Origin of the sequence: Asaia prunellae JCM 25354 (assembly GCF_000613885.1) — a bacterium.
Classification (GTDB): domain Bacteria; phylum Pseudomonadota; class Alphaproteobacteria; order Acetobacterales; family Acetobacteraceae; genus Asaia; species Asaia prunellae.
In genome coordinates this window covers 31,050-43,742 of the sequence record NZ_BAJV01000006.1, presented here as the reverse complement: position 1 = coordinate 43,742, position 12,693 = coordinate 31,050, and the positions used below count along the sequence as shown (strand labels likewise).

9 protein-coding genes and 1 tRNA gene are annotated in these 12,693 nt (G+C 55.3%); 3 read left to right on the top strand and 7 right to left on the bottom strand.

Going from position 1 to position 12,693, the window contains the following annotated elements; all coding sequences use genetic code 11:
• Positions 1 to 306 precede the first annotated feature (306 nt).
• The 3 genes from JCM25354_RS06160 to JCM25354_RS06150 all read right to left on the bottom strand — a co-directional run bounded on the left by JCM25354_RS06160 (position 307) and on the right by JCM25354_RS06150 (position 2,726).
• Positions 307 to 825: a GNAT family N-acetyltransferase gene (locus JCM25354_RS06160; protein ID WP_025885367.1), complete on the bottom strand. Its 519-nt coding sequence runs from the start codon at positions 823 to 825 to the stop codon at positions 307 to 309.
• Between the two features lie 67 nt (positions 826 to 892).
• On the bottom strand, positions 893 to 2,572 hold the full coding sequence (ettA, locus tag JCM25354_RS06155; protein WP_025885366.1) for an energy-dependent translational throttle protein EttA: 1,680 nt from the start codon (positions 2,570 to 2,572) through the stop codon (positions 893 to 895).
• A gap of 80 nt (positions 2,573 to 2,652) precedes the next feature.
• Positions 2,653 to 2,726: transfer RNA gene (locus tag JCM25354_RS06150), tRNA-Ile, on the bottom strand.
• A gap of 164 nt (positions 2,727 to 2,890) precedes the next feature.
• On the opposite strand from JCM25354_RS06150, the gene JCM25354_RS06145 reads away from it, so the two are divergent.
• From JCM25354_RS06145 to JCM25354_RS06135, 3 genes are all read left to right on the top strand, one after another.
• On the top strand, positions 2,891 to 3,235 hold the full coding sequence (locus tag JCM25354_RS06145) for a SelT/SelW/SelH family protein (RefSeq protein WP_025885365.1): 345 nt from the start codon (positions 2,891 to 2,893) through the stop codon (positions 3,233 to 3,235).
• Positions 3,236 to 3,329: 94 nt separating this feature from the next.
• The gene (ppa, locus tag JCM25354_RS06140; RefSeq protein WP_025885364.1) at positions 3,330 to 3,851 is read left to right on the top strand and encodes an inorganic diphosphatase; all 522 of its coding nucleotides are present in this window, start codon (positions 3,330 to 3,332) and stop codon (positions 3,849 to 3,851) included.
• Between the two features lie 211 nt (positions 3,852 to 4,062).
• Positions 4,063 to 5,532: a carbohydrate porin gene (locus JCM25354_RS06135; protein WP_025885363.1), complete on the top strand. Its 1,470-nt coding sequence runs from the start codon at positions 4,063 to 4,065 to the stop codon at positions 5,530 to 5,532.
• Positions 5,533 to 5,598: 66 nt separating this feature from the next.
• On the opposite strand, the gene JCM25354_RS17105 is transcribed toward JCM25354_RS06135, so the two are convergent.
• From JCM25354_RS17105 to JCM25354_RS06115, 4 genes are all read right to left on the bottom strand, one after another.
• A complete protein-coding gene (locus tag JCM25354_RS17105; RefSeq protein WP_035446903.1) occupies positions 5,599 to 6,822 on the bottom strand; it encodes a glycosyltransferase family 4 protein in 1,224 nt (407 codons plus the stop codon).
• A 151-nt stretch (positions 6,823 to 6,973) separates the two neighbouring features.
• Positions 6,974 to 7,840, bottom strand: a complete 867-nt coding sequence (locus JCM25354_RS06125) for a hypothetical protein (RefSeq protein ID WP_051537259.1) — start codon at positions 7,838 to 7,840, stop codon at positions 6,974 to 6,976.
• A gap of 216 nt (positions 7,841 to 8,056) precedes the next feature.
• Positions 8,057 to 10,933, bottom strand: a complete 2,877-nt coding sequence (locus JCM25354_RS17100) for a glycosyltransferase (protein WP_159103460.1) — start codon at positions 10,931 to 10,933, stop codon at positions 8,057 to 8,059.
• Positions 10,926 to 12,683 carry a tetratricopeptide repeat protein gene (locus JCM25354_RS06115; RefSeq protein WP_025885361.1) on the bottom strand — a complete coding sequence of 586 codons (1,758 nt, stop codon included), beginning with the start codon at positions 12,681 to 12,683 and terminating at the stop codon, positions 10,926 to 10,928. The genes JCM25354_RS17100 and JCM25354_RS06115 overlap by 8 nt, the downstream gene beginning before the upstream one ends.
• Between the last annotated feature and the right edge of the window lie 10 nt (positions 12,684 to 12,693).

Below are 12,693 nucleotides of genomic sequence, written 5' to 3'. Positions count from 1 at the left end.
AATTAACACGTATGCTTGATCGCTCAATCCGATATATTCTGCATAGAAAACCACAACGATCAGACTGAAAGTACGTACGATCAATTCGATATCATGTGAAATCTCCGGCTTTCAGCTGGCAGCAAAGCCGATTTCATGGAGAGCGTTTCGCGCCGGGAATCTAAACACGTCTCCACAACAGAAAATTACGACTTACGCGCGACCACTCCGTGTGGCTGTACTCATATGCCGCGTCAGCTGGTCCTCAGTCAGGAGCGACTGGCAACTTCAAGCAGTGAGGGTCAGGCCCCTGCGCACATCTCGGCTTCAGGCTGTAGGGAACTGTCTGCTCTGTCGGATTTCGTAAACAAGCATTAGATACCCGTCACGCTCGAAGCTCTCAATATGATGCATCCCGATACTACCCAGAACGATACGTGAGGGCATGTTGTCTTCGCGAGTTACCCCCACAATACGTTCAATACCGGCATCGAGGGCAAAACGAAGCGCAGCACCGGCCGCCTCTCGGGCAATCCCCCGCCCCGATGCCTCGGGTACAAGGGCAAAACGCAGACCCAGACCGCGACCATCCGGACGCTCATGCAGACCGGTCATACCGACAAAGCAATCATTCTCACGGATGGTAAAAATGCCGATACCGCGCTTTGCCCAGAAAGCGAGGTCATCGGCCATTTCGTCTTCAACCTGCTGAAGCGAACGAACACCACCCAGCATACGCCCGAAAGACGCGCCACTGGTCTTGAGACGGATCATGTCCTGCATGTCGCGCCAGGTCACCGCTTGCAGAACAAGGCGCTGGGTACGGATCTGACGCCCGAGCGTCACGACCCATCTCCCGGAACGACATCAACAGGATAGATGTCAGAGAGGCACCACCCCGACATCCTCATCCTTAGCGTGCGATGGGACGATACTTGATACGGCTTGGCTCGGTCGAATCGGGACCAAGACGACGACGCTTGTCTTCTTCATAATCCTGGAAGTTCCCCTCGAACCATTCAACATGGCTGTCACCCTCGAAAGCGAGGATATGGGTGGCCAGACGGTCAAGGAACCAGCGATCATGCGAGATCACCACGGCGCAGCCGGCAAATTCGGCCAGAGCATCTTCGAGAGCGCGCAGCGTATCGACATCAAGGTCGTTGGTCGGTTCGTCGAGCAGAATGACATTGCTGTCCTTCTTGAGCATCTTGGCCAGATGCACGCGGTTGCGCTCACCACCCGATAGGACGCCTACACGCTTCTGCTGATCGGAACCCTTGAAGTTGAACGCACCAACATAAGCACGCGATGGCACCGTACGCTTGCCAAGCTGGATAACATCCGTACCGCCGGAGATTTCCTCCCAGACCGTCTTGCTGTCATCAAGCGAGTCGCGTGACTGGTCTACATAGCCGAGCTTGACCGTATCACCGATCTTGAGCGCGCCGCCATCGGGCTGATCCTGACCGGTGATCATCTTGAAAAGCGTGGATTTACCGGCACCATTCGGCCCGATTACACCCACAATGCCGCCTGGTGGCAACTTGAAGCTCAGACCGTCGATCAGCAGACGGTCTCCAAAGCCCTTGGAAAGATTCTCGGCCTCGATCACCGTACCGCCCAGACGTGGCCCCGGAGTAATGACGATGTCAGCCGTGCCACCGGCACGCTCCTGATTCGCGGCCAGCATTTCCTCATATTTGGTGATACGGGCCTTGCTCTTGGCCTGACGGGCCTTGGGCGAGGAGCTGATCCAGTCCTGCTCGGCAGCAAGGGCGCGCTGGCGCGAGCTCTCTTCCTTCTCTTCCTGGGCAAGGCGCTTGCGCTTCTGTGTCAGCCAGGAAGAGTAATTGCCTTCGAACGGATAGCCACGACCCCGCTCGATTTCGAGAATCCAGTTCGTGACATTGTCGAGGAAGTAGCGGTCATGGGTGATAACCATGACGGTACCCTGATAGTCGCGCAGGGTCTTTTCAAGCCAAGCTACACTCTCGGCATCGAGATGGTTGGTCGGTTCATCGAGCAGTAGCAGATCGGGCTTTTCGAGCAGCAGGCGGCACAGGGCCACGCGGCGACGCTCACCACCGGAAAGCATGGTGACGGGGCTGTCGGCGGGTGGGCAACGCAGAGCTTCGAGCGCGATTTCGAGCTTGCGATCCAGCTCCCAACCATCGCCGGCGTCGATCTTTTCCTGCAATTCTGCCTGTTCGGCGAGCAGGGCTGTCATTTCGTCATCGGTCATGGGCTCGGCGAAAGCCATGGAAATCTCATTGAACCGATCGACGGCTCGTTTCAGATCGCCGAATCCCAGTGCCACATTCTCACCGACAGTCAGAGACTCGTCGAGCTTGGGCTCCTGCTCCAGATAACCGATACGTGCGCCTTCTGCGCCCCAGGCTTCACCGCCATATTCCTTTTCGATCCCGGCCATGATCTTGAGCAGAGTCGATTTACCGGCGCCGTTGACACCAAGCACACCGATCTTGACCCCGGGGAGGAAAGAGAGAGTGATGCCCTTGAAGACCTCGCGCCCTCCGGGATAGGCCTTCGTCAGGTCCTTCATGACATAGACATACTGATAGGCGGCCATGACGGATCTCCTGATGAAATGGTCGGTCGGAAAGGACGAGAACGCAGCTCGAGTGCGCTCCTTCAAGGAGCGAAAACCCCTGCGCCCGGCAGGACTCGAACCCGCAACCAAGCCGTTATGAGCGGCCTGCTCTAACCAATTGAGCTACAGGCGCACAGGTAAGCTGCAAATTGCGCAATTCGGTGTTTATTGCAAGTCGAAGAGAGAAAGAAATCCGTTCGCGGTGCAATTTAGCAATGATAAAGACAGGTTCCTGCCCAAAACTGCCCGCCATTCTGATTGCTCTGGCGCCGCAGGACAGCTTCCGGAGAGGCTCTCATGAATACAACATCGCCACCCCTCGCCGAAGGGCGACCGCGCATCGCCATACGTTACTGCACACAATGTAACTGGATGCTGCGTTCCGCCTGGATAGCGCAGGAAATCCTTTCAAGCTTTGGGACCGATCTCGGAGAGGTGGCGCTCATTCCTGATACGGGCGGCCATTTCAGTATCATGCTTGATGATACCCTGATCTGGGAGCGCAAACGCGATGGTGGCTTTCCGGGACCGAAAGATATCAAACAGCGGCTGCGCGACGTAATCGCCCCGGAGCGGGACCTGGGTCACGTCGACCGTCAGGAAGCCACCGGACGACCGGGACCAGACAGGAGGCAACCCTGATCACGCTGCAACTCGGACGTCACAGCATCTGGGCAGGAGAGCAACGAACCGCTAAGATCGGACCATATTACCAACCATATCAGGAAATACAGTGATGGACGTCACCAAGATATCCCCAGGCAAATCTGTTCCAGACGATATCAATGTCGTCATCGAAATTCCTCAGGGCTCTTCTGTCAAATACGAAGTGGACAAGGAAAGCGGCGCAGTATTCGTGGATCGCTTCCTGTTCACCCCGATGAACTACCCGGCAGCATACGGATTCATTCCGAACACGCTGGCAGCCGATGGTGATCCGGCTGATGCCCTTGTTCTGGCACCTGGCCCGATCGTTCCTGGCGCCGTTATTCGCGCCCGCCCTATCGGCATGCTGAAAATGGAAGATGAGAGCGGGCAGGATGAGAAAATCATCTGCGTTCCGCATGACAAGATCCACACGCAATATACCGACGTGAAGACGATCAACGATCTGCCGGAAATCACGCTCAAGGCAATCGGTCATTTCTTCGAGCGTTATAAAGATCTTGAGCCAAACAAGTGGGTCAAAGTCTCAGGCTGGGCCGGACCAGAAGAAGCCAAGAGCGCCATTCTCGCTGCTCTTGACGCCGCAAAGTAAGATGATCCCCCTGTAAGGAAACGTGACCGGAAAGACACAGTGCTTTCCGGTTTTTTACCTTCATATGGGTTTGAGGAAAAAACGTCCATTGCTGACGTTGCCAAATCTAAATCATATGTAATAAAAAGGTCATGTTGAGATCAGGGTCGATATCCTGATTCCTTCCTTTGACGGAATTTTGCGTTTTCCATCCGACTGGCGGACTGCCCTCATGTCTCTTACCCGTAATTCACTAAAGGCGCTGGGCGTGGTCACCACAGCTCTCGCTACATTCTCCGCCATCCCGTCAGCCCAGGCGCAATCGCCGTTGGCCGGTGGCGCACCGAACGGCACCGGCCTCGCGCCCTCCGTACGTGTTTCGAGTCCGATCGGCACCTACAACCTCCAGACCTCATCCGTTCCCCCTCTGCCCCATCCGGAAGCCATTTTTGACGATCCATGGGGGTGGAACACCTGGCTGCGCCAGCATGGTGTCGCGATCCTGCTTGATACGACCAACGAGTTCGCAGGGGCTATTACAAGCCCGACCAAAGGTCTGGGCCTGCGTCAGGGCAGCAGCAACGCCGGTCAATACGGTTTCGAAAATGATATCGACTGGGAAAAGCTGGCTGGTATCCGGGGCTTTTCGACCCATGCCGTTATAGTAGGTCGTTATGGCATTCCAGCAAGCCGCATGTTTGGTGACAACCTGAATCCCAGTCAGGAAATCTACGGCGGCGGCGGCAATGTGGTTGTCCATCTCGTCTACATTTACGGTGAAGAGACACTCTTTAACGGTCATCTTGATATAGCCGCTGGCCGTATTCCTCTTCTGACCGATTTCTCATCGAACCCGCTCTATTGCAACTTTATGAACAATGCATTCTGCGGTAACCCGAAAGCATCGTCAGACAATACGAGCCATTCATCCTATCCGGACTCAAACTGGGCAGCGCGTATTCGCGTACGTCCATCGCAATATACTTATATTCAGGCTGGCGTTTACTTCAATACGATGGGTATCTACGGCGTTCAGCAGATGCGCACCGGCTTCAAATGGAATGGCGCTGATATCAATGGTGAAGCGGCTCCGGTCGAGTTTGGCTGGGAACCAATCTTCGGCAAGGACAAACTGCCTGGTCACTACAAACTTGGTGGTGCCGTGGATACCGCTCCACACCCCGACATGCTCTATGACGTGAATGACAATTACTGGGCTGTTACTGGCCAGGCCCGCAAGGTCCATAATAACTCGTGGTCTGCCTGGGCGCTCGCTGACCAGATGATTCTGCGTCACAAGGGCAATGGGCCCGATGCAGGCCTCACTGTCCTTGGCGTATTCTATAATAACTCACCGGTCACCCAGACCCGCGAACGTCAGTTCTCGATTGGTGTACTTGATCGTGGTTTCTGGAAGTCACGTCCGCTGGATGCCTGGGGTGTGAATTTCAGCTATGTTCAGGTCTCGAAAAAGGTCAAGACAGCACAACAGATCCAGCAGAGCCTGGGCTATCAGACCCTTCTCAATGGATCATTCTTCCCGCAAACCAACGGTATGGTGATCGAAGCCATGTATCAGATCCGGGTTTGGCGCGGGATTACCTTTGCCCCTGACTTTCAGTACTTCATCCGTCCGGGTGCACAGCCTGGCCTGAAGGATGCTGCAACGCTGGGATTCAAATCCCATATCGAAATCTTCTGATCCTCATCTGCCCTGGTATTCCGGGGCAGAACCAGGGTTCATGATCTGAAACACCCGATAGCCCTGTCAGCCTACGAGAGATGCGATCAGGGCGTCGTAATTGGCAAGATAACCTGAAAGGGATAATTCCGCTTCGGCGAAACTTCTCGCCCCTCTCCTGAGACTGGTTGCCAGAGACCGGTCTTCCAGGATTTCCAGAATTGATTGCGCAATACGGGCTGGTTCGAGAAACGGCGTCAGAAGACCGTTATGCCGGTCAGTAATGAATTCTTCTACTGGCGCTGTCTGGCTCCCCACGATCGCACAGCCTGTTGCCATGGCCTCACGCAACGACCAGGAGGCAACAAAGGGGTAAGTCAGATAAACATGGGCATCGGACCGTTTGAGGGTTGTGCGAAAAAGATCATAGTCAACCCTGCCCATGAAATGCACCCGGTCCATATCAAGGTCGGTTACTACCTCATTCAGGAAATGATCGCGCCAGCTTCCAGATTCAGCAGGTGGCAATGCGCCATAACTTGTCCCGTCTCCACCAATCAACACAATGCGCACATCGGGTCTTTCGGCCAGAACGCGTGGCAGCGCCCTCATAAAGCTGTGATACCCCCGATAAGGTTCGAGATTACGCGCAACAAAAGTGACCAACTTGTCGTGTGGACGAATAACATGCGGTCCGATCATGACGTCGCGCCGGAAAATGGCTGGATCAGGTGCGCAGAGATCAAGATTGGCGCCCTCGCGTAACAGGCTGATCCGGTCATGAGCCCAGATCGGATACGTATCTTTCTGGAAGAGAGTCGGCGTCTGCCCATGCTGGTTCAAGTTTAACGCCAGAAGATTAATGGCGTTTTTGACTCTGACATTTGCAAAAAGATCTGACCGGGGCGGAAATTCCGGATCAAAATCAACATCGTTTCGATCCGTATGATAGAAAAACTCGAAATATCCGAGGATTGGTGTTGCAGGATAAACATCGACAAGGTTGAGTAATTCCCCCCAACCGTGATGCCCTATTATAATATCGGGCACATAGCCCAGTCCCTTGAGCGTCTGAGCGGCGCGTGCCACCGCTTCGGCCCGGATCAGCCCGGTCTCGAGTTCACGAAGAGACGGATGCGTCTGCGGCGAAACTGCTCTATCCTGACGATAAAGCACACGCCTGACACCAGGCAGAGCCCCCTCGTTGGCTTCGGAAATAAAGACAATCTCATGTCCACCCTGCTCATGCAAATGCCTGACCAGATGGAGGAATTGGCCCGGAAAATTCTGATGCACAAACAGAAAACGCACAGCAAATCAGCTTTCAGATCACGATGACAGGAAAAAGCCACTTCCCCTGGCACTTTCCCGCACATGGATGAGGATCTTGTAAATCACACTGTCATCCATGCGACGATATCAGTTGCTATCGTCCACTCGTCGACCGCAACTATTCTTTCTCTCAATCCTCAGAGGATTTGCGTCGGGAACTGGTTTTTTTTGACGTCTTGCCAGATGTGCTCTCCCCTGAGCCTGTGTGTGCCCCTCGGGGGAGAATCTCAAGACGGAATGCCTCAAGCGGCGCAAGCGATTCAGCTTCAAGCGCCTCGCCGGCAGAAACAGGGCCGAGACGGGTACCATCAGTAAACGTGGCACTCAGAGCAAGATCGAACTTTTCCTCTGCACCATTTTTCAGGCGAACACAAAGTCCGAGAATGGGAAGAGCCATACCCCGTGAGCCACAATACTGACCGGCCTCGGCCCAGGGCGACAACCATCCCTTCCCCAGAACAGCCTGATACTCAACATCCTCTGGAGCGATCAGACTTTGAGGTGCAATACCGAAACCTTCAATCCAGTTCTGGCTGCCCGGCTCACCCATCCATTCACCAATCTTCGCCAGCACATCACCACGACGCTGCACATGCGCTGCGACCTCGGGTTTGAAGTCCGACTGTGAGGTCTGGGCAGAAGTCGCACCTGAAGCTGCCCGAGCCGTTTCCGCAGCCGCAACAGGCGAAGTGGTCGCAGCAGAATCACCTGAAAGACGCGCAACCTGGATACTTGGCGCTGGCAGGGTACTGTCAGGCTCCTGATAGGTCGTAACCAGAATCTGTGCCGGACCGCGAGAGACGCGCACGACCGCGGCACCGGCCCCAGCTCCATGATTTGCACTGATAATGCCGTCATCATCAATCGTGGTGATGGACACGATGCCTGCTGGTATATTCGGCGCATGAGTAACCGTTACCGCCGGGTAGCCATTCACAGATTGCCCGGCAAATTCCGGTGGCAAGAAAACACAGTATAATCCGGCATCGAACGTCATCAATGACCCATGGACCTTAAGCTGAACTACCTGCCCTGCCCGGGGGGATGCGTCGCGTTAGACATCTATACTTACCCATCACTCAATAAAGATTTTTTAACATGATTACAGATCGAATCTGTTCATGCCATTTCAGGAAATTTCCCACACTTTAGCATATGCTTTAACAAGCTGACAGTCGCATCCTCTAATGTGATAAGTGTAGCAAGAAATTACTCAATAATGACACTGGCATTCCAAGTGGCACCACAGCACCACGACCGGATTTCTGAATACGCTCTGACTGGCGCCCAGATCAAAACTTACCACTTTCAATCCGGCCTGCCACAGATTTGACAGTGCAAAACACCATGTTTCAGGCCAGATCGACGGAATAAGCCCAATATCGCACTCAAAAGAATTGATAACGTCTACCGCCTCGTCCTCTCTATACTCTCCCGACACCATCGCATGACCTGTCGCCATCAGGCGTTCGTCATCAATGGTATAACCGGCAATGATATAATCCAGGGGTAAACCGCGTTTCGCTGCATCCTCTGCCAGTTGCAGCACAATCTCAAACCCTTTTTCCTTACCGATTCCGCCCGGCACACAAATGCGGCGTCTGCGATGACCATGGTCGCGCATTGGTTTGAGAGGAGGATAGCTCTCCTGCTCAAGCGGTTCGATCCTGATCTCCACTCCTGGAAAGTGACGCTTCATCCGGCGTTGAAGATCAAGGGATCCTGCACTCACTTCCCGCGCGTCTCTCAACAAACTACCTGAACGACTGACAAGTTCCGTTACAGAAAGATGACCATCAATCAGCGATCCCTGCTGCGCGATACAGCTCTCGCAGCCCGAGATAGAGGGCTCGCCACAGTAATGTGTCGTCGGGCCGATCAGACAGATACGCGGGCAGAACCAGATGTAATCATGCAACACGACATCCCATTTGAGATCAAGAGCTGCCGCAAGCTCATGCATGCCGGGGGCATGACCAAGCAGGTGATGCCACTCGATCCGGTCTGCTCTCATACGACGCAGGATCGTGACGAGATTGCGCCACTCGTGAGGCAGCTCGAATATCATATTGGTGGTATCACCGCCACAATCCTCTATCAGACAGCCTTTCTGATGGGGTCTGAGGATCAGAACCTGTACACCTTTGGCTTCAGCCTCGGCGCGACGACGCCTGACGACACGCTCAACCCCCCCTCCGGAATCATGAGTAACCATGATGAGGCATGATGCTGCAGCCTTGCGGCGGGTGATCATGCGAACCAGAGCAACGTTACGTCTCACCGAGCCAAGAGGATCCGCCGAAATGAACTGCGCCACCTCTGCATCATATCCCGGATGAAGCGCATTGAGCATACGTAGATTGCGCTCCAGGAGAAGCGTACGCGTATGACCGAACGAAACAGATCCCACATGAATGACGTAAAGATCTGTTGCAGCAACATGGCGCCATCCATGAGCAGCAGCCCGGCAACAGAAATCATTTTCCTCGCCATAGCCCTGCGCAAAAACATCGACATTCAGCAAACCGGTCTGCGCAAGACAGTCCCCGCGTATTGCCATGCAGAAGCCGTTACCGGTCGGAAGATCGATCAGGCCGTTTTGCGGTAGCGATGAAAAGATCCGGTCCAATGTCCGCCCTGTCTCGGCGTCAGGAACAGGATTTGTTTTTGTGACAGATGGATAAGACAGGATAGTTGCATCATTGGAAAACGGTGTGGCCGTTCCGATCCGGTCATCCCGGTCAAGCCAGGCCCGCAAGCGGCCAACTCCCCCTCGGGGGATCAGGGCATCACTGTTGAGCAGAATGGCATCCCGCCCCATGGCCTTTTTCAGTCCAGCATTGGCACTTGCCGTAAAACCCCGATTCCGCTCGTGACGGATAAGCGTAATCGCCCGGCGTGACGCCATCGTAGCGAGATAGGCCGTCAGCTCAGGTTCAGGCGAAGCGTCATCAATCACCAGACATTCCACATCGCTCTGTCCTTCTGCCAGAACAGCCTCGACGCACGTCCTTGTCAGAGCCGCATCACGATAGGCCGGAATAATAACCAGACAGCCGGGCGTTCTTGCGGCGATATGCGGGGTTTTTCGCTCCTTTCGTACCTTGCGACGCCCTCCCCCTTCGTGATCAAGCAATTTTACCACCGCTGGACTGATCGGACTGCCAGTCAGAGGCTGCCCGTAACGATCAACCAGCTCGATCCGTCCATCAGGCAGCTTTGCAAGTGGAATGTCAAAATGACGCGGTCGGGCAAGAGGTTTATCAAGCTTTGCTTCCTGCTCGAGTTCGGAGGCCGTGATGTCGATACGATCAGCACCGGTTTCGTAAACGACATGAGGTGTGAAGTCCGGGTCAGCCGGATACCAGATCCAGCCTTCGAGCCGATGGTTGCGAACAGTCGCAAAACCCTGAACTGTCCGTATGGACTCAAGCGAGACGGGTGCCCCATAAAGGAGGGTATCGTTATAAAAAACACTGAGCCTTCTGGCCTGCTTCCAGCTATCAGGCAGCGAAAACGGAAAAATCGCATCTTCTGCGACGGTCTGATCATCGAGGACGATACGTACGGGACCCGGGGCCTCTCCCTGTACGATCCCTTCATTGCTGGTGGCACACCATCCAGGCAGACCGGACTGATTGGTGAAGAACGCTGTCCGGGAGTGAAACCCTGGAGACGGAGCATACAGACTTAGCATTTTGCCGAAAACAGCTACAGCGTCATCCATCCGGTCCATATGGGAAAGCGCAATTGCCTGTGCGGCCTGCGCCTTGCGCATGATGAAACGCTCGGTAATCCAGGCAAATCTCTCCTGTGCTTCTGCCCAACGCTCGGCAGAAAGCAACGCCATGCCATAAGCAAAGATGACATTGGGATTATGACGGGCCATGCGGGATGCACGCCCAAGCCAGAAAAGCGCTGCATTCTGCTCGCCGGACTGAACAGCATCGGTACCACGCCTGAAAGCTTCCTGCGCTCTGGCATCATGCCATCTCTGCCAGTCAACACGATCTTGTGCCGTAACAGCATGACCGTATCCGGATGCAACCGGAGGAGGGCGCCGGGTCTGTGGTGGACCTTTTTCAGACACGGCCGCCCAGACGACGTTCAAGTTTACCCAGCTCTGTCCGGGCATCGGTCACACCCTGTGCCTGCGCTCGTTCGAGCCAGACCCGGGCTTCTACCGGATTGACCTCTCCGCCAAGTCCCCGTTTCAGGTACCGACCGAGCATCAGCTGGGCCATTGCATGACCACGTTCAGCAGCCATGCGGAAGTAGCGCTGCGCCTCACGCCGGTCGACCGGCACGTCATGCCCCCCGCCCAACATCGCCCCAGCAAAGAACATTGCCTCGATACTGCCCATCTGTGCCGCCTCTCGGTACAGAGCCAGAGCAGCAGCATGATCTCGGCCTTGCGGCGCTCGACCCGAAACCAGAATCTGGGCGAGAAGTGTCATGGCATCGGTCATGCCCACGCTGGCCGCCTTGTTCAGCCACTGGACAGCGAGACCGATATCTTCCTTCAGACCACGGCCTTCAAGATACATCCGACCCAGCCAGTATTGCGCATTGATTACGCCATCTGCCGCACGCTGCATCCAGTAGGCAGCCCTGGCTTCATCGCGTTCGGTACCGACACCTTCAGCATAACAGACGCCCACATTGAACGCACCGACCAGATCCCCGTTTTCCGCTGCCTTAAGAAAACGTCGCTGCATGCCATGGCGATCTTCTTCCGTCCCGACACCAGTCAAGGCCAGATTTCCCAGATCGGCATCAGCCATGCGGTCCCCGCACTCTGCCGAGACCCGGAACCATTTGGCAGCTTCATCCGGATCCCGATGAACGCCCGTACCGGTCAGATAGAGCAAAGCCAGACCACGAGCGGCAGGACCATGTCCCAATTCGGCAGCAAGCTGATACCACGTTGCTGCCTCAAGGTAGTTCGGAGCCGTATCCTCACCCCTTACATGCAGATCGCCCAGCAGAGCTGCCGCTTCGGCATCTCCCCCCAGTGCCGCACGACGCAGCCAGGTTTCGGCTCTGTCGAGCCGGCGCTTTACCCCCTTGCCCTGAAGCAGATAAAGGGCAAAACGTGTCTGTGCCTGAACGACACCGCGCTCTGCTGCTTTTTCGAAATACCGCGCAGCGGCTACGAAATCCTGATCCTTGCCAATACCCTGTTCGTTGATCCAGCCAAGAAAATAGAACGCTGTTGCCAGACCGGCTTCTGCGGCAAGAACGAGCTCTGCCGTACCGCGCACAAGATCCTCAGATGATTGCGGATCGGTATGCAGCGCCATGCCGAGGCCCAGATGCCCCTGCGCGGAGCCGGCAGCTGCAGATTTTTCGTACCACTCCCGCGCCTGGGCAATATCGCGCAACGCATCAGGGCCATTGGTCAGAACATAACCGAGCAATGCCTGAGCATCTGGTTGCCCTTCTTCTGCGGCAAGCCTGGCCCAGTGAGCTGCCTTGACCGGATCGGGTACACGTTTGCGTTCTGTCTCATCACGCAGGATAGCCGGGCGGTTTTCATCAAACCCCTCAGGGAAACCCATAAGATAAAGAGTCGCAAGAACGAGACGCGCCTGGACATGCCCGGCCTCGGCCGCTTTACGGACCCATCGCGTACCATCCTCAAGGCTGGACGGTGTCCCCCACCCTTCAAGATACGCCTTGCCGACGCGATACTGAGCCTCGACGTTATCCTGCTGGGCGAGCTGGGCCAGAGCCTTGAAGCCCTGAACCGCATTCTCTCCCGTCTCAAGTTGTTCGATCGCCTGTTTGAGTTTGACATCGCGCGAGACGAAGGATGCCAGACGTGTCTTCAGAGCCAAGCCACTTTCC

Bases quoted from the DNA above. Each gene is read 5' to 3' on its own strand.
- ettA (WP_025885366.1), bottom strand. From the start codon at position 2,572: ATGGCCGCCTATCAGTATGTCTATGTCATGAAGGACCTGACGAAGGCC.
- JCM25354_RS06145 (WP_025885365.1), top strand. From the start codon at position 2,891: ATGAATACAACATCGCCACCCCTCGCCGAAGGGCGACCGCGCATCGCC.
- ppa (WP_025885364.1), top strand. From the start codon at position 3,330: ATGGACGTCACCAAGATATCCCCAGGCAAATCTGTTCCAGACGATATC.
- JCM25354_RS06135 (WP_025885363.1), top strand. From the start codon at position 4,063: ATGTCTCTTACCCGTAATTCACTAAAGGCGCTGGGCGTGGTCACCACA.
- JCM25354_RS06125 (WP_051537259.1), bottom strand. From the start codon at position 7,840: ATGACGTTCGATGCCGGATTATACTGTGTTTTCTTGCCACCGGAATTT.